We start from the raw sequence: 26,148 nt of genomic DNA, 5'->3' as shown, positions 1-26,148 counted from the left end.
TTACAGCCCTACTCAACTGTGCGAAGGTGGGACGACGAAATCGAATTCTAACGAATTACCGATTTCTGTCCCACTCTCTTTTTATGTTCGATTAGTTTACGAAGTTCAACAATGCCAAGAAGCTTTCTGGATCAAGTGATGCACCACCAACAAGAGCTCCATCAACGTCTGGACAAGCCATGTATTCAGCAACGTTTTCAGGTTTCACTGAACCACCATATTGGACACGTACTTTGTCAGCTACTTCTTGACCGAAGTCAGCAGCTACAACGTCACGAACCACTTTACACATTTTTTGTGCATCGTCTTGTGATGCAGATTTACCAGTACCGATCGCCCAGATTGGCTCATAAGCGATAACAGATGCAGCTACTTGCTCAGGAGTCAAACCAGCCAAAGCAGCAGATACTTGAGCACCTACGAATTCAGCCGCTTTACCAGCTTCGTAAGTTTCAAGGCTTTCACCACAACAGATGATTGGAAGCAAACCATTTGCAAAGATAGCTTTTGCTTTTTTGTTGATGTCTTCGTCTGTTTCGTGGAAGTAATCACGACGTTCTGAGTGCCCGATCACAACATAGTCAGTACCGATTTCTTTCAAAACTTGTGGGCTAGTTTCACCAGTGAAGGCCCCAGCGTTTTCAAAGTAGCAGTTTTGAGCAGCAACTTTAAGGTTTGAACCTTTAGCAGCAGCAAGAACAGTTGTCAAGTCAAGTGCAGGAGCTGCAATCCCAGCTTCAACAAGATCAGATGAAGGAAGTTTTGATGCTACTGCTTCAACGAATGCTTTTGCTTCTTCTGGATTTTTGTTCATTTTCCAGTTACCAGCAATAAATGGTTTACGTGACATTTCACATACCTCGTTTTTCTAATTTTATACAACCTATTTTACCATAAATTTCGTCATAATGAAAGGTTGCACAAACTCTTTTACTTTTTAAAACAATAAAAACCCCGTCTTCACGGGGTTTTCTGTCTGTCTATATAATTGTTAATCTGGGAACTAGATCGAATTAAGCTTCGATTTCAGTAACCATACCTGAACCAACAGTACGTCCACCTTCACGGATAGAGAATGTAGTACCTTGTTCAACGGCGATTGGGTGGATCAACTCAACGTCGATAGTCACGTTATCACCAGGCATTACCATTTCAGTTCCTGCTGGAAGTTCGATAGATCCAGTTACGTCAGTTGTACGGAAGTAGAACTGTGGACGGTAGTTGTTGAAGAATGGAGTATGACGTCCACCTTCTTCTTTAGTAAGGATGTATACTTCACCTTTGAATTTAGTGTGTGGGTTGATTGAACCTGGTTTAGCGATAACTTGTCCACGTTCGATTTCATCACGTTGGATACCACGAAGAAGCACACCAACGTTGTCCCCTGCAAGACCTTCGTCAAGTTGTTTACGGAACATTTCAACACCAGTAACAACCGCTTTTTGGATTTCTTCTTTAATACCAACGATTTCGATTTCGTCGTTGACTTTAACGATACCACGGTCGATACGTCCTGATGCTACAGTACCACGTCCAGTGATTGAGAATACGTCTTCGACTGGAAGAAGCAATGGTTTGTCAGTATCGCGTTCTGGTTCTGGGATGTACTCATCAACAGTGTTCATCAAGTCCATGATGATGTCTTCGTATTTAGAATCACCTTCAAGAGCTTTAAGAGCTGAACCTTGGATAACTGGAAGGTCATCACCTGGGAAATCGTATTCTGAAAGAAGGTCACGGATTTCCATTTCAACCAATTCAAGCAATTCTTCATCGTCAACCAAGTCAACTTTGTTCATGAAGACGATCAAGTGTTTAACACCAACCTGACGTGAAAGAAGGATGTGCTCACGAGTTTGTGGCATTGGTCCGTCAGTTGAAGCTACTACAAGGATAGCTCCGTCCATTTGAGCGGCACCAGTGATCATGTTTTTAACGTAGTCCGCGTGTCCTGGAGCGTCGATGTGAGCGTAGTGACGTTTTTCAGTTTCGTACTCAACGTGCGCAGTGTTGATGGTGATACCGCGTTCGCGTTCTTCTGGAGCAGCATCGATAGACGCATAGTCTTTAGGTTGGTTAACTGATGAAGGCAAGCGACGTGCCAAAACAGTTGTGATAGCTGCAGTTAGGGTAGTTTTACCGTGGTCAACGTGTCCGATAGTACCAATGTTAACGTGTGGTTTACTACGATCGTATTTTTCTTTTGCCATTTGAGTAAAAGCCTCCAATAAAATATATTTTATAGATAGACAGTAGGCAATACAGTCTAACTTTCCTTACTATTTTATCAAATTTCGTCTAAATTGCAAGTGTTTTACTAGCTTTTTTTCTTATTTCTTTTTTCTTAAAGGAATTTACCCAAATGAAAGTTTGTGAAATCTTATTTCCACTTCTTTTTTGAAATAAACAGCTAGATTTTTCATTTTTTGCGACCAATTTTCGAGTTTTTTCACAATCATTTTCACTTTATTCCAGTAAAAAACCAATCCCTTTAATCGGGATTGGTTTTATGGTTCACGATTAACCAGAATTACGCAATCCTGTCGCGACACCATTGATCGTGATATGAATCAACTTGTCCTGATCAGCAGGCAATTCACCGCGTCTTTGGCGTTTAATTAATTCTAATTGAATATAGTTCAGAACATTAAAGTATGGCATACGATAATCTAAACTATCTTTTAGATAAGGGTTCTCAGCCAAGAGTTCATCGTGACCTTCAATCTGTAAAATAACATCCTTAGTCAATTGCCACTCGTCCAGGATAATATTGAAGATGTCACGAACCTCCTCTTCTTCACACAGCTTGGCGTATTCAAAAGCAATGTTCATATTGGCTTTTGAGAGCACCATGTCTACGTTTGAAAGAAGAGACTTGAAGAATGGCCATTTTTGGTACATATAACGCAAGGTTTCAATGTTTTCTGGATCTGCATCGATAAATTCCTTAAAGCTAGAACCAACACCGTACCAACCAGGGAACATCACCCGACTTTGTGACCATGAGAAGACCCAAGGAATGGCACGCAGGCCACCGATTTCTTTGATGGTCTTACGGGCTGCTGGACGGGAACCAATATTGAAACTAGAAATCGCCTTAATCGGACTGGATTCGAAGAAGTAATCATAGAAATGCTCATTACCAAACACCAGTTCACGATAAATATCGTAGCTACGATTGACAATCTGGTCCATTATCTCATTGTACTGATCGGACATGCTCTTTTCACTCTTCTGCTTAGCAATCATCCGGTTAATCGTTGCAGATACCAACATTTCCAAGTTGTAATAAGCTGCATCCTTGTTCCCATATTTATTGCCAATTACCTCACCTTGCTCAGTCAAACGAATGCGGTCATTAATGGATCTCAATGGTTGTGAGGTGATGGCTTCATAGGTTGGACCACCCCCACGACCAACCGTTCCCCCACGGCCATGGAAAAAGGTAATTTTGACACCAAACTCGTCGCCAATCGCTGTTAATTGTTGCTGGGCCTTATAAAGAGTCCAACAAGAAGATAGATAACCACCGTCTTTGTTACTATCTGAATAACCAAGCATAATTTCTTGGTAGTTATTCTTAGAAGCAATCCAGCGCTTAGCAATTGGAAGTGATAGATACTTTCTCATTGTATCTTCTGATTGATCCAAGTCTTCGATGGTCTCAAAAAGAGGAACAATTTGCACACGTGCGCTTTCTTTGTCAATCAGTCCCACTTCTTTCAACATGATAGCCAACTCAAGCATATCCGATACACTGGTTGCGTGAGAAATAATGGTTTGGCGAATGACATCTTCTCCTAAGCGGTCTTTTAATTCACGCGCTGTTTGGAAAATAGCTAATTCTTTTTCAAGCAATTCTGATTTTTCTGCATGGGTAGCAGATAAAATCCGAGGATCTTCTAACAACTCTTGTAAAAGCAACTCGCACTTTTCGTCTTCTGACAAATCACTATAATGGTCATTGATTCCAGCTTCTTTGAGAAGTTCCGCAACACAGGCTTCATGTACACTCGAATCTTGACGCATATCGATTGAAGCCAAGAAGAATCCAAAGACTTCTACTGCTTCTAATAACTCAGCAAACTCTCCTGAGATTAAGGCTTCTGCCTTATTTTCAATCAATGATTCTTGAATAAGGGTCAAATCCTGTTTAAATTCTTCAACTGTTTCGTAATAAGGAGGACGATCTTCTGCCAACTCTTGGATAGCTCCACTGATGCGATTACCAATATAATCAGAAACCACTCCTTGTTGATGGGTGTGAGCACCGAGAAGACGTTCAACCGGATGACGGTCATCTACTGTTGAGCCAACGACAGACCATTCCTTAATATTCAATAAGGTTTGGACCAACTTGGATTGAATATAATGGAAGGCCCGACGGTAAGGCTCCTTCTCTCTAAAGACAGATGTATCACTGGAACGAGCTGCCATCTCTTCAACCGCTTGACTGGTTTTTGAAAGATTGGTAGAGAGGGAGAAGTTCCGATAAAGACTAGAGATTTTCTGAATATAATAGTTCAGAATGACTTCACTTTGAATCGTAGCTGATCGCTTCAAGGTCTCTGCAGTTACAAAAGGATTCCCATCCCGGTCTCCACCGATCCACATTCCCATCGTAATCGGTTTGGGGTGTTGCAACTCAATCCCTTGCTCTTTGGCAAGACGTTTGTATTCCAACATTAAGTTGGGAACAGCCTGAAGGAAGGAGCTATTATAGTATTCCATGACGTTGGTAATCTCATTGGTTACCTTGAGTTTCTTTTCACGGATCATATCGGTTTGCATCATAATTTCAATATTACGACGCAAATTATTGTACCATTTGGTCTCGTTCATCAAGCCAGCTTTTACATCCCGGTGTTGGCGCAAAAGACTGTGAATGTGAGTGGTTAAGTCCAACATGGTTTTCCGTTGTACTTGGGTCGGATGAGCGGTCAATACCGGTACCACATTGAGGTGTTCCAAGATTTCCTGAGCATTTTCAGTCTCAGCCACCTGGCGAATGGTGGACGACAGCTTTCCAAGATAGTCTTGTCCCACATTATTTTGATGATTGATTTCAAAAGCCAAATCGACGTCTTCAGAGATATTAATCAACAAGGGAAGAATGGCAAAGTAGCGAGAAATCACAGTCATCTCTTCATTTGATAGATCTTTGACAATTTGATCCAAATTTAAATAATCTTTTGAAACAGATAGTTTTTTCAATTCAAGAATCTTATCAAAGGTTTCTGGACTCACCAAATTTTTAGCAATATCTTCTAAAATAGTTGTTAAAATCTCAGCTTCTTCTTTGATAATCTCTTTGTTGGTGTAGCTCTCTAGTTTTTGTAAAGTCATGATAACTCCTTTCTTTACTCACTCCGATTTAGTAATAGCTCTGAATTTTCTGAGGCTTCTCGTAAGAAGGGGCCTCTTGAGTAGCTAGGGCGCGCTTTTCACTCGCATCAATATTCAAGACAAGGGCAATCGCAATGGATAAGACCCACAAACTATTTCCTCCTTGTGAAAGGAAGGGGAAGGTCACCCCTGTCGAAGGAATCAGCCCAGAAATCCCACCAATGTTGATGAAGGTTTGGGTCAGGAGCATCCCTCCTATACCAATCGCCATCATTGAATTAAATGGATCTCTTGCCCGAATCCCGACAAGAATAATGCGTAAAATTAAGAAGAACAACAAGGCTAGGATGAGACTAGCTCCCACAAAACCAAGTTCTTCAATAACGATTGAAAAGACAAAGTCTGTATGAGCTTCTGGCAAGTACCCTTGCTTTTCAATCGAATTTCCAAGCCCAAGGCCAAACCAGCCCCCATTACTCATGGCGTAATAAGAATTGGCTAGTTGGTGTCCCGAATCTGATAAATCATTAAAGGGGTTGTAAAAAGCACTGAATCGTTTCGCTACATATCCAAAGACAGGGATTTTAGAGAAACGCTCTACCCCGATAAGCTGAATAGAATAAAGAAGAACGGTTGAACCTCCTACGAGGATAGCTAATAAGCTTGAGAACCAGCGGTAAGCTATGCCACTTGCACTAATCATAATTAAGGTTGTCAGTGCAAGAATGGTCGCATTTCCTAAGTCTGGCATGATGACCACAATAGCAATCAGGAAGAGCACCATCCAACGCCAATCCGACAAATCTCGAGGAAGCCATTGATTGTGGGTTAACGCTTGGTAATCATATCGTTGAATTTCTTCTTGCTTTTTAGAGAAGACCAGGGCCAAGTACCAGACGATGATAATCTTCAAATACTCAGCTGGCTGAATCGAGAAACCTCCGAAACTCAACCATCCATGCGCACCATTCACCGTATCTGTGATGAAACGCGATAGCAAAAGAAGGATCGTCTCAGCTATAATGAAAATTCCAATGAAGCCCTTTTTCTTAAGGACATTTAATTTCACCTTATAGGTAATCAGAATAGTGATCAAACTTAGAACAAAAAAGATCCCCTGGCTTCTGATCATTCCGAAAGGACTAACCCCTTTTTGGATGGCTAAGGCACTCGTTGTCGAGTAGACTACAATCAATCCCAATACTGACAAAAGGAGGTAAGGGATCAGGATTGAATAGTTTAAAAAATGACGTTTTTCTAATTTCATGTAACACCCATACTTCTAATTTTCAAATTTCATTATATCACCTTTCAATTGTAAAAAAAAGGAAAGACCAAATAAGATTCGGTTTTCACTTTCAAAAGATGATCAAACAGACCAGTCTAACTCTTATTTCTACTTCAACTATTGTGAGGAAGCAAGGAAAATCAATCCTCTGATTCACTATAATATCATCTTGTTTTTCCTGTTTTCGGACCCTTTGTTTTGCCTTTTTCCATCTTTTACGGTAAAATGATTCTGTATGAGAAAAAGGATTAAACCAATTGTCCTCTTTGTCTTTTTCGCAAGTATCTTTTCCTTTTTGATAATTTCTAAAACAGTAGCAGATATCCAAAGGAATCAACTTGCTAGAAACAAGACCCTACAAGAGGCAAAGACAACCAATCAAACAAAAATCCCATCTTCCTCTTCTTCTGACTCAGTTGAAGAATTAGATCAAGAATTTTTGAATCGACCAATTATTGATATCTCTGGTTGGCAATTGCCAAGCGAGATTGATTATGATCTCTTAGCACAGAATGTTTCTGGAGTCATTGTTCGAGTTCATAGTGGCGCTCAAGCTAAAAAAGAAAATGCTGCGACTTATTTAAATGGAATTGACAAATCATACGAAACTCATATTAAAGAGTTTCAAAAACGAAATATTCCAGTTGCGGTATATGCTTACGTAGCTGCCAAGGACAAAAAAGAAATGGAAAAGGAAGCAGAAGAGTTCTATCAGGCATCCAAAAAATACAAACCAACCTACTATTGGCTGGATGTAGAAGAAAAGACGATGGGTGATATGAACGCTGGAGTGGAAGCCTTCCGTGCCAAGCTAGAATCATTGGGAGCCAAAAATATCGGAATCTATATTGGGACCTATTTCATGGAAGAACATAGTATCTCCACTAATAAATTTACCGCCCTCTGGATTCCAACTTATGACTATGATGACGGCTACTACAATGCAGCCCCATCTACTGATGACGAGTATGATCTTCATCAGTACACCTCTCAGGGGCAATTGAATGGCTTCACCCACTACTTGGACTTGAACCAGATTGCGCCCACACAAGATCAAGAAAAAATCTACCGAAAACTATTTACTATAGAAAAGAATTAAAAGAGGCAACTGCCTCTTTTTCTCTTGAACGGAAACTCAAAGAGTATGATATAATGTTAGGAAATTAAGAGAAAGAGAAGAGTGAGATGGCAAAAAAACAAAAAGTAAAAAAAACATTGGTTGAACAAATACTGCAAAAAGCAAAAATCGACCATGCAGGATTACAAATCAATGTCCTTGAGGGAATCATTCCAGAAGGGATTACGACTGACCAAATCTATAAGACACTAGCCTTAACAGGTGATAAAACTGGTCCTGTCATCGGAATTGTTCCCATCTCTGCCCATTTGTCAGAGAAAAAATTAGCCAAACTATCTGGCAATAAAAAAGTTAGTATGATTCCGCAAAAAGATTTAGAAAAAACGACGGGCTATGTCCACGGGGCTAATAATCCTGTTGGAATTCGACAAAAACACAACTACCCTATTTTCATTGATCAATCCGCCCTGGACCTAGATCAAATGATTGTCTCTGCAGGTGAAGTTGGTCACAGTATTCAAATCAAGGCGCAAGATTTAGCTGATTTTGTCAAGGCTAGCTTCGAGGACTTAGTCGAATAAAGGATAAAACCAATATGAAATTATATTTTGTCCGTCACGGACGTACTGAGTGGAATGAGGAGGGCCGTATCCAAGGGGCAAATGGCGACTCTCCGCTGTTAGAATCTTCCATCCAGCAGTTGGAAGCCTTGGGCCAGCATCTATCTCAAACATACTTTGACGCAGCTTATTCAAGCGACTTGCCAAGAGCCGTCCATACTGCTCAAATCCTCCTCAAACAAAATCAGCATCCCATCACCCTTCAAGAGGTTCCTGCTCTCCGGGAATGGCGACTTGGTAGGCTAGAAGGTAGAAAAATTAAGGAGCTGAAAGCTCTCTATCCGGAGGAAATGAAGGCCTTTCGTCATAATTTAGCTGAGTTTCACCACGATATTTTCGGAGCAGAATCCGTTGAAGAAACCACCCAACGGACCGGAAATTTTATCAAAAGTTTAAAAGACCAGTCTGGCGAGGCCATTCTAATTGTTGGCCATGGCGCTAATTTAACAGCTTCTATTCGGACTCTTCTAGGCTATAAACCAGAGGAACTCCGAAAAAATGGCGGTCTCGACAATGCCAGTGTGACCATTTTGACAACAGATGATTTTGAGCACTTTGATCTCTTACAATGGAATGATACTTCTTATTTGGAAGACTAAAAAACACTGATCTTGTGATCAGTGTTTTCTTTTAGCTTATTTCATAGTTGGGAAGAGCAATACGTCACGGATAGTAGTCGTATCAGTAAGGAGCATGCAGAGACGGTCGATACCGATTCCCAATCCTCCTGTTGGTGGCATACCATATTCAAGAGCTTCTACATAATCGTAGTCAATTCCAGTTGCTTCGTCGTCTCCCAATTCTTTGGCGCGTGCCTGCGCTTCGAATCGTTCCAATTGGTCGATTGGATCGTTCAATTCTGTAAAGGCATTAGCATATTCCTTGGTCATGATGAAGAGCTCGAAACGATCTGTGAAACGAGGATCCTCGTCATTCTTCTTAGCCAATGGTGATACAGCTACAGGGTGTCCATAGACAAAGGTTGGTTGTGTCAAGGTTTCTTCCACATATTCTTCGAAGAAGGCATTGATAATATGCCCCACTTCAGTGTAGTGTTTTTCAACTGGCACATGTTTTTCTTTAGCAAGGGCTACTGCTTCTTCAAAGCTCATTTCCTTCCAGAAGTCAACACCAGCAATTTCCTTGATCGCATCCACCATGTGGACACGCTTGAATGGTTCATTGATCTTGATTTCAGTTCCTTGGTAGTTAACAGGACCATCCCCATGAATAGCTTTCGCAGCGTGTTGGATAATCCCTTCCGTCAAGTCCATAATATCTTGGTAGTCAGCATAGGCTTGGTAGACTTCGATGGAAGTAAATTCTGGATTGTGGGTAGCATCCATCCCTTCATTACGGAAGATCCGTCCGATTTCATAGACGCGCTCCATTCCACCAACGATCAAACGTTTCAAGTGAAGCTCGGTCGCGATACGAAGGACCATGTCAATGTTTTGGGCATTGTGGTGAGTGATAAACGGACGCGCAGATGCTCCACCAGCTTCATTGTGAAGAACAGGGGTTTCTACCTCAAGGAAGCCTTGACCATCCAAGTAACGACGGATTTCTGAGATGATTTTCGAACGGGTAACAAAGCGGTTAAAGCTTTCACGGTTCGAAATCAAATCCAAGTAGCGTTTGCGGTAGATGGTTTCCACATCAGACAAGCCATGGAATTTTTCAGGCAAGGGACGAAGGGCTTTAGACAAGTGTGTGATGTGAGTAGCTTTGATGGAAAGCTCACCCATATCGGTCCGCATCACTTCTCCTTCTACCCCAAGGAAATCTCCAAGGTCAGCCTTTTTGAAAATTTCATAATTTTCTTCACCAACTGCGTCTTTCCGAACGTAAATTTGGATCTGACCTTCACGGTCTTGAAGGTGGGCAAAACCAACCTTCCCTTTACCACGTTTGGTCACAAGACGGCCTGCAATAATGGCTGTTTCGTTCAAGTCATGAAGTTGTTCTTTATCTAATTCTGAATATTTTTCTTTCAATTGACCAGAATCTGCAGTTCGTTCGAATCGCTTTCCAAATGGGTCGATTCCTTGTTCACGAAGGGCCGCCATCTTTTCACGACGGACAATCTGCTGGTCATTTAATTCTTCCATATGTTCAGTAGTCATTTGGAACCTCCTAAGTTATTCTCCCCTATTTTATCATATTTGACGGGGAAATACACTATTCTTGAGCAGGAAAAATGAAAAAAGGAATGGAAGGAAAGGGTTCCTTCTCCCTTTTCCATCACATTCCATTCATTCATAATCAAATTTTACTTCATCCGAGTCAACAATATAGGTCATTCATCCTTATTCATAGCGAAGAGCTTCAATCGGATCGAGTTTTGATGCCTTGCTTGCTGGTAAGATACCAAAGACAATTCCGACACAAGCTGAAAAGATGATACTTCCGATAGCCACTGACATGGAGACGACTGGTGGTCCTTCTAGAGCACCTGCGGCAGCTGTGGCGATGAGGGCATTGACACCATAAGCCAATCCCAGACCGAGAATTCCTCCCATCATGGTCAAGACCATGGATTCGATGAGGAATTGAATCAAGATTTTTCCACGAGTAGCTCCAAGAGCTTTTCTCAGACCGATTTCACGTGTCCGCTCAGTCACAGATACCAACATGATATTCATGACCCCAATCCCACCAACGAGAAGGGAGATTCCTGCAATCGCTCCGATGACTGTTGTCATAATACCGAGCATTTGATTGGTCTGCTCCAAGATACTATCCATGTTAAAGATTTGGAATTCTCCTTGGCGAACTCCCGATAACTCGGTTAATTTTTTCGCCGCTTCGATCCCAGTTGGTTTAATCTGTTTGACATCCGGGATATGCACCACAATAGTAGAAATTTCTTCTGTTCCAAATTCTGAAGCTACTTGGGTATTGGCCATCAAGGCACTTCCTCCAGAAGAAACCCCGTATAATGCAGATCCAGCATTTGGGTCCTTGAAGATCCCTACCACCCGATAGTTGTTGTCTCCGACAGCAACCACTTGGTTGAGGGCACTTTCCGTCCCAAATAAGGTCGAAGCTAAGCCTTCATCCAACATGATGACCCGTGAGAAACTCTGATAATCTGAAGGATTCAGTTTTCTTCCTGAAACCAATTCAAATTTTCTTACTGAGAAATAAGTATCATTGACCCCCATGATATTGACCCCTTCAGATTTTTTCTTCTGATAGGAGATCGTGGCATTAGCCGTATTACCAACATAGTAGCCATCAATGCCAGGAATCTTGGTCAATTCCTTGACCCATTCTTCTTGAACGACGGGTGGTGTTTCAAGGATTGGGTTGTCAACGTCTTCGCTACTTTCCTCTCCATAGCCAGCTGGCGGTGACATTCCTTGGTCTTCTTCACTGGCAACACCGCCTTCGCCACCACCTTCTGCGCCTCCTTCTTCTGAGACAGGTTCTGGTCCAAGATTAAAACCAGTCATGTAGCCACTCTTTCGGGCGGAATAGGAAATCTGAACATATTGTTGATCCTTGGTAAAGGTCTTAGTCACTCCCGCTTTCATCCCATCTCCGAGAGCCATGATGACAACGACTGAGGCAACCCCGATGATAATCCCTACCATGGTTAAGAACGATCTCATTTTATGTCCCATAATGGAACTAATAGCGAATTTCCAGTTCTGCATCAGGCCCTCCTTTCGTTGCGGCTATCCGAAGAAATCACTCCATCTCGAATGACAATCTGACGTTTGGCATAGGCAGCAATCTCCGTTTCATGGGTCACCATGATAATGGTTTTGCCTTCTTGATTGAGGGCTGTCAAAAGCTCCATAATCTGATCGCCGGTCTTGGAGTCAAGAGCTCCTGTTGGTTCATCCGCTAAGATAATAGAAGGATGATTGACCAAAGCACGCGCGATGGCCACCCGTTGTTTTTGCCCTCCAGACAATTCCGAAGGAAGGTGGTGCATCCGCGTATCTAGCTCAACTTTCTTTAAAAATTGTTCAGCTAATTCCTTTCGTTTAGAAGGATTTACTCCTGCATAAATCAAGGGAAGCTCGACATTTTGAAAGGCATTGAGTTTTGATAGGAGAAAGAATTGTTGGAAGACAAAGCCTATTTGCTCATTACGAACCTGGGCCAACTTTTTCTCACTAAGATTTCCAACTTCTTCCCCTTCCAAGCGGTATTCGCCACTGGTCGGACGATCCAGAAGACCAATGATATTCATTAGGGTAGATTTCCCAGACCCGGAAGGTCCCATAATAGCTAGAAATTCCCCTTCTTCCACATCTAAATGGATATCCTTTAATACCTGCAAGGTTTGATCGCCATTTTGATAACTTTTATTGATGTTTTTCAGCTCAATCAATTTTGTCATATTTTCCGACCTCTTTCCCATCTTCCAAATCGCCAGAAGGGTTGATGATCACTTGCGCATCTTTCTTCAAACCAGATAAGACTTCTTGATTTTCTGCATCTGCATTTCCTAAGGTAACATTGACTTTTTTAGCCTTGCCAGCTTCAATGGTCCAAACATAGCTTTGATCGCCGTCTGATAAGACACTTGTCACAGGAACTAAAGGATGGATGGTTGAACTTTTTACTTCAATATTGACAGAAAAACCTTGTTTCAAATCACCAATCTCACTGGTAATATCTACCGTAAACGGATATTTAGCTCCCCCTGTTCCTTGTCCAGAACCTGCGGCATTCGCACCAGCCTGACCAGCATCTGTCGGATAGTTGGCAACGTAGCTAATCTTTCCAGTCCATTTTTTTCCAGGATAGACCTTAGAGGTTAAGGTCACTTCTTGACCAACTGAAATGTTGGCTAGATTGTATTCAGACAACTCACCTTTTACTTGAAGGTTACCGTTGCTGACGATATGAACCAGGGTTTGGTTGGTTCCGGTTGTTGATTTGGAAACGTCTTTATTGACTTCTACAACCGTTCCATCTGTACTACTTTTTACGGTTGTAGCATCCAACAAAGCTTTAGCTTTTTCCATATTGGCTACAGCATCCGCACGGGCATCGCGCAAATCACCCACTTGTGTGTCCAAAGAGCGTTGGGCTTGAGAGGCTGATTTGCTATCTGCTTCCTCATCCCCTGTTGTATCAATGGTCACTCCATTGGTCATGAGATCGTTCAATTGACGATCTGCCTTATTGACCGCACGTACCGCCGCGTCATAGGCAGATTGCGCTTCTGTACTACTATATTGAACAATAGCTTGGCCGGCGGTTACTTGATCCCCGACATTCACTAGGATGGATTGCAAATCTCCTTTGGTTCCGTCAAAATAAATATATTGTTCTTGATTGGCTGTGACCTTACCTGTCAATAAAACAGAGGAAGCAATCGAACCTTCTTTCACGGTTTGTACCATAGGTGTCATATCGACCATTTCTTCAGGGCCACTACCTGATTTTCCAAAAGCAAGCCAGCTCCCCATTCCTACAACTGCTATAGCAGCACCAGTCGCTGTAATAATTTGCCATTTTTTAAATTTCTTCATTTCTTTCCTCCAATATTCGAAAGCGTTTCAAATTATAAGTTTAGTATATCATATTTCCTCATTTTTCAATTCAGAATCATCTGTTTTGCACGTTTTTTTTGCTATCTTGTTTTCTCTTCCTGTTCAACGATGGCAATTTCTTGATTTTTGTAACCTTTGTTGTTACAATGAAAGTGTAAATCAACAAAGGAGTACTAATCATGAAAGAATTTGATATTATCTCCATTGGTGGAGGTAGCGGAGGGATTGCTACCATGAACCGAGCTGGAGAACATGGAGCCCGAGCTGCTGTTATTGAAGAAAAGCAACTAGGTGGGACCTGTGTCAACAAAGGATGTGTCCCTAAAAAAATTATGTGGTATGGCGCCCAAATTGCTGAAGCCATTCGTGATTACGGTCCAGATTATGGGTTTACTTCTGAACAGACCAATTTTGATTTCGCAACCTTAAGAAAAAATCGCGAAGCTTATATTGATCGGGCTCGTTCTTCTTATGATGGCAGTTTTAAACGAAATGGTGTGGAGTGTATCCAAGGTCGTGCTCGCTTTGTTGACGCCCATACAGTAGAAGTCAACGGGGAAACCATCAAGGCTAAACACATTGTGATCGCTACAGGGGCTCATGCTTATATCCCAGATCTACCTGGAGCAGATTTAGGAGAAACCTCTGACGATGTCTTTGCTTGGGAAGAACTACCAAAATCAGTTGCCATTATTGGCGCTGGCTACATTGCGGTAGAACTAGCCGGTGTTCTCCATGCCCTTGGTGTTAAGACAGACCTCTTCGTTCGAGGGGATCGTCCCTTAAGAAAGTTTGATTCTTACATTGTCGATGGCTTAATGGAGGAGATGGATAAACAAGGATTGCCTCTCCATCCTCACAAGGTTCCTGTTCAACTCACGAAGGAAGAAAATGGTCAAATCCGAGTTTATTTCGAAGACCAAACATCTTTTGTCGCTGATCATGTCATCTGGGCGACCGGACGAAAACCAAACGTCCAAGACCTCCATCTAGAAGCTGCAGGTGTCACCTTAAATGAAAAAGGATTCATTGCAGTGGATGAATACCAGAATACGGTTGTTCCTGGCATCTATGCTCTTGGGGATGTCACGGGCGAAAAAGAATTAACTCCTGTCGCTATCAAGGCAGGGCGTACCCTATCCGAACGTCTCTTTAATGGAAAAACCAATGCTAAAATGGACTACGCAACCATTCCGACCGTTATCTTTTCCCATCCTGCTATTGGTACAGTCGGTCTCACTCAAGAAGAAGCTGAAAAACAATATGGAAAAGAAGCTATCAAGGTCTATACTTCAAGTTTCGCCTCGATGTATTCAGCTGTGACCCAACATCGTCAGTTGGCTAAATTTAAACTCATCACTGCAGGACCGGAAGAAACCGTTGTCGGTCTCCATGGTCTTGGGTATGGGGTGGACGAAATGATCCAAGGATTTGCTGTTGCTATCAAGATGGGAGCCACAAAAGCCGATTTCGATGCGACCGTCGCTATTCATCCAACTGGATCCGAAGAATTCGTTACCATGCGCTAATATCAGAAAAGGTTTGTTCGACAAGCCTTTTTCTTCTGTTTATATTTTAATGGATCATCATTGGAGCTACCATAGTCTAATCTTTCATTTTAACTTTCTTTCCTTACATTTTTGTAAGATAAGAAGGTTTGATAAGATAACCATCAGATTCACTAATAGATTTCAACATCCATATAAAAGAGCCTGAAGATACGCTTCAGGCTCAGTTTTTTTAAGGCAAGATAGCAATGGCACGGACAGGTGAACCAGTTGCCTTGTCCCAGTGAGGGAAAGCAATTGAAATCAAGGCACCTACTGCTGGCACTTGATCCAAGTGGTTTAAGACTTCTACTTGGTAGATATTTTGCTCCAAAAGGTAGTATTCATTGACCAAGCCATGTTCTGCTGCTGGAATACCAGCATCTGTATCAAAAGTCTCGTGACCTACAGCCTTAACATGACGTTCATGAATCAAGAATTCTAGAGCTTCACGGCTCCATCCTGGACTTTGTTGAACCCCATTTTCATCCAGGTTACGCATAGCATCTTGATCTGGCCAACGTTTTGACCAATCACTACGGAAGGCAACAAAAGCACCCTCAGCAATTTGTCCATGCTCTGCCTCAAAGTCTAAGATATCTTGTTTGCTCAAGATAAAGTTTGGATTCGCAGCAACTTCTTTAGACTTGTCGATAACATAGAGTGGCAAGAGGAGATCTTTGAGGTCAATCTCATCCAACCAACGACCACCTTCTACAAAGTGAATCGGTGCATCGATATGCGTTCCGTATTGACCAACTACTGTAAATTTTTGGACATGGAATCCATCTTTCAATGTGAAGAGGTCTTCTTGTTGCAAGGCAGGAAGGGCAGGGAAGTGTGGACTTTCTGCATTGATTTGGTGACTCAAGTCCACCCATTTTTTTGCTTGCAATTCTTTATAAATACTTAGTAAATCTGACATATGGATTCCTTTCCTATAAGTGCTACATGAGATAAACGAATAAGGTTATTATAACAGTCCATCCCATCATCCACAATGATTTGCGTTAATCTTGTTTTCTTGAATAGGATATAGTTTCAAGCTATAATTATTGAAAACATCAAAAAAGAGGCCGGGACAAAAGTCCTAGCCTCTCAATTGTCTTTGGATTATCGAGCAAGACGCAATGGTTGAGTGGGCTCTACCACGCTGATTTCATCAGCTTTTACAGCCCTACTCAACTATGCGGAGGTGGGAAGACAAAAACGAATTCTAACGAATTACCAATTTCTGTCCCACTCTCTTTCTTACTCAGTCTATTATTGTTTAAATGCATCTAGCAGAACTTGGAATTCTTCATTGGTGAGCGTGATCCCCTTGCCCATCTTCGTATGGTCTGGGCTCCAAGTTCGGATATCATACTTGGCAGGTGCTCCATTAAAGCTAACCCGGTTTAACTCCTTGGTCCATCCTTTTTCATTTTCAGATAAGACCAAGAGTTGTTCTTCAATTTCAAAACTAAAATCTGCCATTTCATACTCCTTTCAATGTCTTTCACCTTAATAATTCGTAAAAAATTTTACAAAATGAATGAAATTTTCTATAATATATTGTATCAACTTATGGAGAATTATGCTATGAAAAGATTTCTTGAGCTTCTCAAGGACCGAGCAAATGAATTTTTCAACGATAAAACCTCTCAACCAGCTCCTTTAGAGGATGGTAAAACGATTCAGATTATTGAACTGGCCCTTCGAAAAAAACAAGGAGTCCATGTCATCTTCCAAAATAAGAGTTTTACAGGCGATATCGTGAAATATGATCAGGAACGAAAACAACTCATTGTCAAGAATTTTAAAAAGAGTATGTCAACCATCATTCGAATTTCTGACATTCAAAAGATTAGTCTCGTTCCACATACGATTCGAATCGCACAACAAAAAACACCGTAAACTTCCAAGCTCGGGAAGCATGCGGTGTTTTTTTTACGTTTTATGCACGAACTGTTTGGCTGGTTCCATCCTCTTTATAGAGGTTGATCAAGCCTTCTTTAAGAGCACGGATCATATCACCTGGTTCAACTGGTGTTGGCATATGAATGGTCAATAACTCCATCGGATTTGGAGCCCGATCAATTTTATTACCCTTGGCATCATGCAAATCTTCAATGACTGTTTCAAAATGACGGAACCCAGGTCCGTAAAATTCTACTTGGTCTCCTTCATTGATGACATTTCTTTGTCGAATGGTCGCAATTTGCTTGTCCGCATCATAGGCTACCACTTCTCCGACAAACTTGTACTCTGGAATCTTCCGACGAGCCCCAAACAGTTGCTCGTTTTCAGATGGTGTTCCGTAATAGAATCCTGTAGCCAACTCACGTTGGGCTACCTTCCACATCTCATCAATCAAGTCTTGCTTAATCGCTTCAAACTTCTCAGGACTTTCCAAATAAGCATCAACAGCTGCCTTGTAGCAGTTCGTTACGGTAGAGACATAGTGAATGGACTTCATCCGACCTTCAATCTTGAGGCTGTCCACTCCATTTTCAATCATATCAGGGATATGGTCAATCATCGACATATCCACAGCTGACATCGAGAATTCTTCCGGGATTTCCCCTTTGAGACTCTTACGTTCTTGGCCAAATGGCATATCATAGAGATCATACTTCCAACGACAAGATTGGGAACATCCTCCACGGTTGGCATCCCGCATACTCATATGATTGGACAAGGTACAACGGCCAGAGTAGGAAATACACATTGCTCCGTGAACAAAGGCTTCAATTTCAACGTCCGTCCGCTTACGAATTTCCGCTAGTTCTTCCATTGAAACTTCCCGAGCCAAAACGACCCGTGTCAAGCCCAAGTCTTTCCAAAACTCTAGAGTTTCATAGTTGGTGGCACTAGCTTGGGTAGAGAGGTGAATTTCCAAGCCAGGTGCTTCTGTCGCTGCGATGGTAATCAAGGCAGGGTCTGAAACAATGACCGCTGCGATTTCGATATCCCGTAAGCGACGGAACCATTCACCAGCTCCAACTTCATTTCCTTCATGCATGACCATATTGGCTGCAACATAGACCTTGGCACCATACTTGGCCGCAAATTGGACACCTTCTTCCATTTGCTCAAAGGTGAAGTTTCCTGCACGGCTACGAAGACCATAGGCCTGACCACCAATGAAGACTGCATCCGCACCATAGCGCACAGCAACCTTTAGTTTTTCAAGTGTTCCCGCAGGTGATAGAACCTCAGGACGTTTCAATTGTTTTGTCATCATATCTCCTAGTATATTACAAGTATATTAGTTAGATTATCAATCTTGTCTATTTTATAGCAAATCCAGTCGAAAGGCAATGGTTTGGAAATTGTTTTGACAATTCTCATTCTTTACCATCACCAAAAAGGAAGGCCCGCACTTTTGGCAGGCTTTTCTCCTTTATTTAACCATGTCTGGATCGTAATCATAAAATCCAGTGTCAAGGAAACGATTCTTAGGATGCAATTGGTGAATCTGCTCATCCAATAAGAAGGCTTGATCAGATGTGAAAGTCCCAGTTTCTAGAAGCTCACGTGCTTTCACAAAACACTTGGCAATTTCCACAAAGTTTTGACCAGGTGTGTAAATTCCCTCCAACTTCCAATGGGTAAAACCATGTTCAACCAGCTCTGGTAGTTTGGTCATCAAATCCAAGTCATTATTGGCAAAGATATGAGTTCCATGTTTGTCTTCAAAGATGGAGTAATGGCTATCTGGATCTCCAGGTTCGGCAAGAAAGAGGTCACGTTCTCTCGTCTTCTCGTCATCAATATGAGTAAAATTATAATAATTTTGCAAGAGAGGACGTTTAGAGTGGTGAATGACACTCGCCCCATAAACCAATACTTCAGCAGGAATCTCTAAGATTTCTGGCATCTTGAAGAGCTCTGCAGATGGGATTTCTCGAGCAAGAACAGCTTCAGAAGCACCAGCCTTTTGTCCCCAGAAATTGATCTGACGGCTACTTGTCACCATGGTAGAAGCATCATAAATGGTTTTAAAGCTGTAGCCATCCCGCTTCAATACATAAAAGACGCCGGCATCTCCTACTGTAATATAATCCACCTCAATGGATGCAAGGAAATCTAAAAAAGGTTTGATATTGTCCATCATATCTTGGTGCATCAAGGCATTGACGGCTACTGTTAATTCTTTTCCAGCCTCATGAACCAGCTCAGAAATTCGACTTAATTCGTCATACGAAAAAGTATGGGGAAGTCGTAATCCGTACTCTTTTTCACCAACATAAATACGGTCTACCCCTGCTTCTAGAAGGGCTTGAACCTGTTCGATACTCTCAGCTGTAGCTGTAATAATAATCTTATTCATGAAAACTATTATACCAAAAAAATAATTTGGCTATTTAAATTTCTTAATTTTGTAAAAATTGTAACATTTTTGTAACATTTATAAGCTCAAAAACATGTTAAAATAAGAGAGTACTGTTAGGAGAGAGAAATATGCCCGCAAGAAAAATACGAAAGTTTGAAGATTACGACTATCTCGAAGTCCCTCTTCAACAAGAGAATACAACAACTAATTATGATTTTAATCTTGATACTGAACCAGCTCCGCAATTAAGCGAATTACTATTTTTCCTTAATATTGCTGTCTTCTGTATCTTAACCGTTTTGTTTAGCTTCATCTTTTTATCAACGAAGATGAATACCTTCTTTGCTTTTGCCCTAGCAATTGTATCTAGCTTCGGAAGTATCCAAGCCTTCCGCATCTTCAAGCTAAAACGCAAAAAGGACTAAGAATGAATTTTTTAGCCTCCTTCGGGAGGTTTTTTAGCATTCTCTGACTTCTAATCTATAGGATTAAAACAAGAACCCTCACCACTAGGTGAGGGTTCTTGTTTATTCGGCTTCTACATCATCTTCAACAGTCGTTTTTACTGCTTCTGAAGCTACTGGCTTATCTTCTAAATCTAAAACGATTTCTTCACTTTCTAACTCTGATTTAGAAAGTAAAGGAGCTACTTGACTTCCTGTCTTTTGTTGAATTTTATCTTTAATCGTTTGGATAGCATCTTGGGAGAAGTCTACAACCTCTTGGGTTTTATCTTTAACGGTTTCCATCACCGTTTCTTTTGTAATTTCTCCTTTTTCTACCTTCTCCTTGGTTTGCTGAATCGCATCTGTAGCTTGTTTAGAAAAATCTACTGCAGTTTGTTTTACGGACTCATGGACATCTTGTGGGTGTTCTTGGTATTCTTTGACAAATCCTTTGACTTTATTTGTCAATTCCTTCCCTTTCTTAGTCGTTAAAAAGTAGGCTGCAGATGCCCCTGTGATCGTTCCAATTAATAATGATGATAAACGTCCCATACTCTACCTCTTTTCCTATTTAAATAATTTCATAGCCATGCGAGCAGCTTTTAAACCAACTGACGTTTTGATGGTCTTTTCACCCGCTACAACGGCTTTTTTACTAATTTGACGAGCTTGATCATTAAGATCCGATACCGATACGGACAAATCCGCTACCGCTGTAAAGAGCGGATCGATGGTTGCAACCTTTTGATTCAAATCTTCTGTCAATACATTGACTTTTGCTAATAATTCGTTGGTATGATGCAAGGTTACATTGACATCAGAGGTCAATGTTTTAATCGTAACCTGAGTCTCATCCACAACCTTTCCAATCTTGGAAAGGAAAAAAATCAAGTAGATGACCAAGGCCACCAGAGCCAATCCTAAAATTCCATAGGCAATTTCAATAAACATTTCTTTTCTCCTTAACTTGTTTCAATTTGATAAAAGGACGCCTTCTTTTTCCTTTGATAAATAATGATCCCAAGACCCAACATAATGAGGAAGAGGGAGAGCCATTGAGAGACTCGAAATCCTAAGAACATCAGGCTATCCGTTCGCATGCCTTCGATGACCATCCGTCCAAAACCATACCAGATTAAGTAGAAGGCTGTGATTTCTCCTTTTCGGAGAAAATATGGACGCCGTCGAAGAAGGATTATGAGCACAAAGCCAAGTAAATTCCAGCTAGATTCGTATAAAAATGTTGGCTGTCGATAATGCCCATCAATATACATCTGGTCTCGAATGAAAGCAGGCAAGTAATCTAAGTTCTTCACAATAGCCCCATAAGCCTCTTGGTTAACAAAATTACCCCAACGGCCAATGCTTTGAGCAATCATGACACTCGGTGCCGCGATATCTAAAAAATCAACCGGGTCAATCAAACGACTGCGTGAAAATAGGTAGAGGACTAGAGCCCCTGCAAGGAGTCCACCATAGATAGCAATCCCACCGTTCCATACGGCAAAAATCTCTCCTGGATTTTCCCTGTAATATGACCATCGAAAAATAACATAGTAGAGACGGGCACCTATAATCGCTACTGGAAAAGCAATTAGAATGAAATCAATGATATCGTCTGACTCTATCCCTTTACGAGGGGCTTCTTTCATAGCAAGGATGACCGCTAGGATTAAGCCAAATACAATACAAATTGCGTACCAACGAATACTGAAGGGACCAAATTGAATAGCCACAGGATTCATTCTTTCACCTCATTCTGATCAATCAACCGGGTCAATCGATCTTCAAAGGTTTTGGTAGCATCATATCCCATTTCCTTAGCACGATAATTCATAGCCGCTGCTTCAATGACAACCGAAATATTGCGACCTGTTTTAACGGGGATGCGAATTCTTGGTATGGTCACTCCACAGAACTCAATTTCTTCCGCATTGTTTCCTAAACGATCATAGGTTTGTTCCTTGGTGTAGTTTTCCAAGTAGACAGCGATTTGAACCTGTGAAGAATCTTTCACTGCACTGGCACCATAGAGACTCATGACATCAATGATCCCTACTCCCCGAATCTCCAACAAATGGCGTAGAATTTCAGCAGGCTCACCCCACAAGGTCATCTCATCACGAGCAAAGACATCTACTCGGTCATCCGCCACCAATCGATGGCCTCGTTTGACGAGTTCTAACCCAGTCTCACTCTTCCCGATTCCGCTATCTCCTTGGATGAGAACCCCCATACCATAGATATCCATCAATACTCCATGGACACTGGTTCGTTCAGCAAGGAGAGAATCTAGGTAGCTTGATAGTTCACCCGACAAGCGACTAGTTGGAACGCGACTGCTTAGAATGGCGATTTGCTTTTCCTCTGCAGCTAGGAGCATTTCTTCAGGAACCTCTAGATCCCGCGCGATAATGAGTACGGGCGTTTCCGGCTGAAACATCTTTCTCAATACTTGGTGTCGATTGTGGGAGGTCATCTTGATGAGGTAAGACCACTCTTTCATCCCAACCAATTGAATCCGCTCTGGAGTATAGTAATCAAAATATCCTGTCATTTCAAGTCCAGGTCGTGAAATATCTGCCGTTGTAATCTCCTTATCAAAGAGACTTTCATTGCCATAAATAACCTTCAAACGAAGCTTTTTAATTAAATCTCGGACTGTTATTGCCATAGGCTTCTCCCTTTTTCTTTTCTCTTTCTATTATAGCAAATTATTCCCTTGGAGGAGTTGCTCAAGCATCATTTTTTAGTATCGAAACTGAGGCTATTATTCTCACACGCATTCCAGTACCCTTTGATTTCCCTATTTATCCTTTTCTCCCATTTTTCAATCGTTTCTTCTTTTGATAAAAAAAGATGAGAGTGGGACAGAAATCGGTAATTCGTTAGAATTCGATTTCGTCGTCCCACCTCCGCACAGTTGAGTAGGGCTGTAAAAGCTGATGAAATCAGCGTAGTAGAGCTCACTCAACCACTGCGTCTTGCTCGATAATCCAAAGACAATTGAGAGGCTAGGACTTTTGTCCCAGCCTCACATTCTTATTCGATTCATGAAAATTCTTTAAAAGAATGGATCATCGTCTTTGATTACTTGTGCATCCTTCCGTTTGCGAGGTCCGAGGCCATACTTTTCTCTTTCAAGGTCTTCTTTATACGGCAAGGAGAAGGCACACAGGCAATAAATAGCCAAGCCTACAAGCCCATAAGCATGAAAGATACTAAAGAGCACAAAGAGAAAACGCAATAGGTTTGCATCGAGCCCAAATCGATCCGCTAGTCCAGCAAATACTCCGAAAACGATTCTGCCTCGACGTAATTTATAAAAAGTTGGATTCAAGGGCCTACCTCCTATTATTTTAGAACAGTATATCCCGAAATCAAGTCACTGTCATCCGACTCAAGGCCGATTTCCTGAATCAATTGTTCCTTGATACTTAAGTAGTCCTCGACACCGCCCACAGCGGTACTTTTGCAGATCAATCTGCCGCTTTCTCCTGAATTCTTGCCCACAGCTCGTACAAACATAAATCTTATAGTTTCCCTTATCAACTGAAGGGGCATACCGCAAGCCGTCTACCTTTTTGAGTAAGGCCTTGAAATCTTGATCCTGATGGCGATAGCCCTTTTTCATATAGTAGAGATGGTAGTGACACAACTCATGGCGGACAATCTTTCGAAAAATCTCCCAGCCAAATGTCTCTAGAATTCTGGGATTGAAATCCAGATGGCCATCTTTAGGAAAGAAGCGACCGCCGGTCGAACGCAAGCGAGGATTCCAGATAGCTTGGTGAAGAAATGGGCGACCAAAATCTTCCAGCGATACTTCTTGAACGTATTTAGTCAGATTCATGTGGTGCCAAGAGGGAAAGATTTACTTTTTCCCGTTCTAAATCGATCTTGTAGACCCAAACGGTCACTAGGTCACCAACTGAAACAACTTGACTTGGATGCTTGATAAATTGCTGGCTCATCTGTGAAATGTGGATCAAACCATCTTCATGAATCCCAATATCGACAAAGGCTCCAAAGTCAACAACATTGCGGACAACTCCTTCTAGTTTTTGACCAATCTTCAAGTCTTTCAAATCAAGAACATCCTGGCGAAGGACAGGAGCATCAAAAGAATCACGTAAATCGCGACCTGGTTTGAGAAGATCTGCGACAATATCTTTCAAGGTTTCAGGGCCAATTTCAAGTTCCTGGGCCATAGAAACCGTGTCAATTTGTTTCAATTTAGCTTGGGCCTCTTCATCCATTTCCCGAATCCCTAGTAAGGTAAAGAGCTTCTTCACTGCAGGGTAACTTTCTGGATGGACCCCTGTCCGATCGAGGAAATTCTCACTTTCTGGAATCCGTAAGAAACCAGCTGCTTGTTCAAAAGCCTTGGCTCCTAGACGAGGAACCTTTTTAATCTGTGCCCGAGAAGTGATCAAGCCTTCTTCTTCCCGGTACTTCACGATGTTCTCAGAAATGGTTTTATTGAGACCAGCCACGTGAGACAAGAGAGCTGGACTAGCGGTGTTAATGTTGACACCAACTTGGTTTACCACGGTATCGACTACGAAATCAAGGCTTTCAGATAATTTCTTCTGGCTGACATCATGCTGGTACTGGCCGACTCCGATAGATTTTGGATCAATCTTAACCAACTCAGCCAGTGGATCCTGCAAACGACGGGCAATGGAGATGGCTGAACGCTTTTCAACTGTCAGTTCTGGAAACTCATGGCGAGCCAATTCACTAGCTGAATAGACAGATGCCCCGCTCTCGTTCACAATGACATAGCTGACATTTGGAACTTCCTTGAGAACTTCCGCAACAAAGGCTTCGCTCTCTCGACTAGCCGTCCCGTTCCCGATTGCAATGATTTCCACGCCGTATTGACGAATCAGCCGTTTCAGTTCTTCTTTGGCCGCTTCAATTTGTGCTGGTTTAGCCGGCGCAACAGGGTAAATCACCTGGGTGGTCAACATCTTTCCTGTCTGATCGACAACAGCTAATTTAGCTCCTGTCCGAAAAGCTGGGTCAAATCCCAAGACCACGCGCCCCTTGAGGGGAGCAATCAGCAAAAGGTGACGAAGATTTTCAGAGAAAAGCTGAATGGCTCCATCTTCTGCCACTTCTGTCAGTTCTGTCCGAATTCGACGCTCCATTGCTGGTAGCATTTTCTTTTTCAGAGCCTGATTAATGACTTCTTCAATGTAGCTATTCTTCGATTTAAATCGGGCTTCAAAGTGACGAATCAAACGGTCTACAGGATGCTCAAATCCAACCTTTAATACCCCTAATTTCTCTCCACGGTTTAAGGCAAGGGTTCGGTAGCCCTGCATGTTTGCAATCTTCTCAGAAAAATCATAATAGATTTGGAAGACTTGCTTCTCGTCTTTGCTTTCATCCTTCAAGCTAGAGGTGATCAAAGAGTGTTTGCGAATCTCCTGATAGGTAAGGTTGCGCAATTGTGGGTCTTCTGCAATGGCTTCGACCAAAATATCAATTGCTCCAGAGATTGCATCCTTTACAGTTGGAAATCCTTCTGATAAGAATTCTTCTGCTGCTGTTTCCAAGTCCTTTTGATCTTGCAGAATCATCCGAGCAAGTGGAAAAAGTCCTGCCTCACGCGCAATGGTTGCCTTGGTCCGGCGTTTTTCCTTATAGGGAAGATACAATTCTTCCACATCCGCCAATTTTTCAGCTTGCTCAATCGCTTCTTTTAAGGCTGGGGTCAGTTTCCCAAGCTCTTCAATCTTAGCGAGAACAGTTTCTTTCCGATCGGCTAAGGCTGTTAAAGACTTGTCCATGTCGATAATAGCTTTAATGGCTACTTCATCTAAATTCCCTGTAGCATCTTTTCGATACCGAGCGATAAAGGGGATGGTGGATCCCTCTGCTGTCAAGGTCAAAACAGTATCAATTTGTTTGAGACTGACGCCCAATTCTTGGGCTATTTTTTCATATTTTTCCATAGCTTCTATTATACCATAGA

At 41.9% G+C, this 26,148-nt stretch carries 25 protein-coding genes; 6 read left to right on the top strand and 19 right to left on the bottom strand.

Features of this window, described 5'->3' with window-relative positions; translation table 11 throughout:
• Positions 1 to 91 precede the first annotated feature (91 nt).
• From tpiA to ftsW, 4 genes are all read right to left on the bottom strand, one after another.
• Complete coding sequence (gene tpiA / locus K1J10_RS00975; protein WP_006595928.1) at positions 92 to 850, bottom strand: triose-phosphate isomerase; 759 nt, start codon at positions 848 to 850, stop codon at positions 92 to 94.
• 163 nt (positions 851 to 1,013) lie between these two features.
• A complete protein-coding gene (gene tuf, locus K1J10_RS00970) occupies positions 1,014 to 2,210 on the bottom strand; it encodes an elongation factor Tu (protein ID WP_048717371.1) in 1,197 nt (398 codons plus the stop codon).
• A gap of 310 nt (positions 2,211 to 2,520) precedes the next feature.
• A complete protein-coding gene (ppc, locus tag K1J10_RS00965) occupies positions 2,521 to 5,346 on the bottom strand; it encodes a phosphoenolpyruvate carboxylase (protein WP_223355586.1) in 2,826 nt (941 codons plus the stop codon).
• A 28-nt stretch (positions 5,347 to 5,374) separates the two neighbouring features.
• Positions 5,375 to 6,613, bottom strand: a complete 1,239-nt coding sequence (gene ftsW, locus K1J10_RS00960; protein WP_048717375.1) for a cell division peptidoglycan polymerase FtsW — start codon at positions 6,611 to 6,613, stop codon at positions 5,375 to 5,377.
• 256 nt (positions 6,614 to 6,869) lie between these two features.
• On the opposite strand from ftsW, the gene K1J10_RS00955 reads away from it, so the two are divergent.
• The 3 genes from K1J10_RS00955 to K1J10_RS00945 all read left to right on the top strand — a co-directional run bounded on the left by K1J10_RS00955 (position 6,870) and on the right by K1J10_RS00945 (position 8,931).
• Entirely contained in the window at positions 6,870 to 7,733 is an 864-nt protein-coding gene (locus K1J10_RS00955) for a GH25 family lysozyme (RefSeq protein WP_223355585.1), read from the top strand.
• An 86-nt stretch (positions 7,734 to 7,819) separates the two neighbouring features.
• Positions 7,820 to 8,293, top strand: a complete 474-nt coding sequence (locus K1J10_RS00950) for an aminoacyl-tRNA deacylase (RefSeq protein WP_223355584.1) — start codon at positions 7,820 to 7,822, stop codon at positions 8,291 to 8,293.
• A 14-nt stretch (positions 8,294 to 8,307) separates the two neighbouring features.
• Positions 8,308 to 8,931, top strand: a complete 624-nt coding sequence (locus K1J10_RS00945) for a histidine phosphatase family protein (protein ID WP_223355583.1) — start codon at positions 8,308 to 8,310, stop codon at positions 8,929 to 8,931.
• Between the two features lie 36 nt (positions 8,932 to 8,967).
• Here the strand turns inward: K1J10_RS00945 and lysS are convergent, their stop codons facing one another.
• The 4 genes from lysS to K1J10_RS00925 form a co-directional block, all read right to left on the bottom strand.
• The gene (gene lysS / locus K1J10_RS00940; RefSeq protein ID WP_048717380.1) at positions 8,968 to 10,458 is read right to left on the bottom strand and encodes a lysine--tRNA ligase; all 1,491 of its coding nucleotides are present in this window, start codon (positions 10,456 to 10,458) and stop codon (positions 8,968 to 8,970) included.
• Between the two features lie 183 nt (positions 10,459 to 10,641).
• On the bottom strand, positions 10,642 to 11,994 hold the full coding sequence (locus K1J10_RS00935; RefSeq protein WP_129821891.1) for an ABC transporter permease: 1,353 nt from the start codon (positions 11,992 to 11,994) through the stop codon (positions 10,642 to 10,644).
• Entirely contained in the window at positions 11,994 to 12,689 is a 696-nt protein-coding gene (locus K1J10_RS00930) for an ABC transporter ATP-binding protein (RefSeq protein WP_006595919.1), read from the bottom strand. The genes K1J10_RS00935 and K1J10_RS00930 overlap by 1 nt, the downstream gene beginning before the upstream one ends.
• Entirely contained in the window at positions 12,673 to 13,830 is a 1,158-nt protein-coding gene (locus K1J10_RS00925) for an efflux RND transporter periplasmic adaptor subunit (RefSeq protein ID WP_223355582.1), read from the bottom strand. Before K1J10_RS00925 ends, K1J10_RS00930 begins: the two co-directional genes overlap by 17 nt.
• 200 nt (positions 13,831 to 14,030) lie before the next feature.
• On the opposite strand from K1J10_RS00925, the gene gorA reads away from it, so the two are divergent.
• Entirely contained in the window at positions 14,031 to 15,380 is a 1,350-nt protein-coding gene (gene gorA / locus K1J10_RS00920) for a glutathione-disulfide reductase (protein WP_223355581.1), read from the top strand.
• A 211-nt stretch (positions 15,381 to 15,591) separates the two neighbouring features.
• On the opposite strand, the gene K1J10_RS00915 is transcribed toward gorA, so the two are convergent.
• Together K1J10_RS00915 and K1J10_RS00910 are read right to left on the bottom strand one after the other, a co-directional pair.
• A complete protein-coding gene (locus K1J10_RS00915) occupies positions 15,592 to 16,323 on the bottom strand; it encodes a cyclase family protein (RefSeq protein ID WP_048689477.1) in 732 nt (243 codons plus the stop codon).
• Positions 16,324 to 16,661: 338 nt separating this feature from the next.
• Positions 16,662 to 16,874 carry a YdbC family protein gene (locus K1J10_RS00910; RefSeq protein WP_006597402.1) on the bottom strand — a complete coding sequence of 71 codons (213 nt, stop codon included), beginning with the start codon at positions 16,872 to 16,874 and terminating at the stop codon, positions 16,662 to 16,664.
• A 90-nt stretch (positions 16,875 to 16,964) separates the two neighbouring features.
• Between K1J10_RS00910 and K1J10_RS00905 the strand changes: the two genes are divergently transcribed.
• Positions 16,965 to 17,294 (top strand): hypothetical protein, encoded by a 330-nt coding sequence (locus K1J10_RS00905; protein ID WP_040803002.1) that lies wholly within the window; start codon positions 16,965 to 16,967, stop codon positions 17,292 to 17,294.
• A gap of 40 nt (positions 17,295 to 17,334) precedes the next feature.
• On the opposite strand, the gene K1J10_RS00900 is transcribed toward K1J10_RS00905, so the two are convergent.
• Positions 17,335 to 18,621 (bottom strand): peptidase U32 family protein, encoded by a 1,287-nt coding sequence (locus K1J10_RS00900; protein WP_223355580.1) that lies wholly within the window; start codon positions 18,619 to 18,621, stop codon positions 17,335 to 17,337.
• 162 nt (positions 18,622 to 18,783) lie between these two features.
• Positions 18,784 to 19,713, bottom strand: a complete 930-nt coding sequence (locus K1J10_RS00895; protein WP_223355579.1) for a peptidase U32 family protein — start codon at positions 19,711 to 19,713, stop codon at positions 18,784 to 18,786.
• Positions 19,714 to 19,844: 131 nt separating this feature from the next.
• Between K1J10_RS00895 and K1J10_RS00890 the strand changes: the two genes are divergently transcribed.
• The gene (locus K1J10_RS00890; RefSeq protein ID WP_223355578.1) at positions 19,845 to 20,141 is read left to right on the top strand and encodes a DUF3270 family protein; all 297 of its coding nucleotides are present in this window, start codon (positions 19,845 to 19,847) and stop codon (positions 20,139 to 20,141) included.
• Between the two features lie 102 nt (positions 20,142 to 20,243).
• On the opposite strand, the gene K1J10_RS00885 is transcribed toward K1J10_RS00890, so the two are convergent.
• The 7 genes from K1J10_RS00885 to K1J10_RS00855 all read right to left on the bottom strand — a co-directional run bounded on the left by K1J10_RS00885 (position 20,244) and on the right by K1J10_RS00855 (position 26,128).
• On the bottom strand, positions 20,244 to 20,714 hold the full coding sequence (locus K1J10_RS00885) for a YtxH domain-containing protein (RefSeq protein ID WP_223355577.1): 471 nt from the start codon (positions 20,712 to 20,714) through the stop codon (positions 20,244 to 20,246).
• A gap of 15 nt (positions 20,715 to 20,729) precedes the next feature.
• A complete protein-coding gene (locus K1J10_RS00880) occupies positions 20,730 to 21,113 on the bottom strand; it encodes a DUF948 domain-containing protein (RefSeq protein WP_223355576.1) in 384 nt (127 codons plus the stop codon).
• 11 nt (positions 21,114 to 21,124) lie between these two features.
• On the bottom strand, positions 21,125 to 21,907 hold the full coding sequence (lgt, locus tag K1J10_RS00875; RefSeq protein WP_135782580.1) for a prolipoprotein diacylglyceryl transferase: 783 nt from the start codon (positions 21,905 to 21,907) through the stop codon (positions 21,125 to 21,127).
• A complete protein-coding gene (hprK, locus tag K1J10_RS00870; RefSeq protein WP_223355575.1) occupies positions 21,904 to 22,836 on the bottom strand; it encodes an HPr(Ser) kinase/phosphatase in 933 nt (310 codons plus the stop codon). Before hprK ends, lgt begins: the two co-directional genes overlap by 4 nt.
• 390 nt (positions 22,837 to 23,226) lie before the next feature.
• Positions 23,227 to 23,502, bottom strand: coding sequence for a PspC domain-containing protein (locus K1J10_RS00865; RefSeq protein WP_048689503.1), 276 nt, complete (start codon positions 23,500 to 23,502; stop codon positions 23,227 to 23,229).
• A 60-nt stretch (positions 23,503 to 23,562) separates the two neighbouring features.
• Positions 23,563 to 24,015, bottom strand: coding sequence for a SprT family protein (locus K1J10_RS00860; protein WP_223355574.1), 453 nt, complete (start codon positions 24,013 to 24,015; stop codon positions 23,563 to 23,565).
• Positions 24,002 to 26,128 (bottom strand): Tex family protein, encoded by a 2,127-nt coding sequence (locus tag K1J10_RS00855; protein WP_223355573.1) that lies wholly within the window; start codon positions 26,126 to 26,128, stop codon positions 24,002 to 24,004. Before K1J10_RS00855 ends, K1J10_RS00860 begins: the two co-directional genes overlap by 14 nt.
• Between the last annotated feature and the right edge of the window lie 20 nt (positions 26,129 to 26,148).

The sequence above is a fragment of the Streptococcus australis genome (genome assembly GCF_019930045.1).
Lineage (GTDB): Bacteria > Bacillota > Bacilli > Lactobacillales > Streptococcaceae > Streptococcus > Streptococcus australis_D.
Note: the sequence above shows the minus strand (reverse complement) of the source record. Positions and strands in the feature narration are given on the sequence as shown.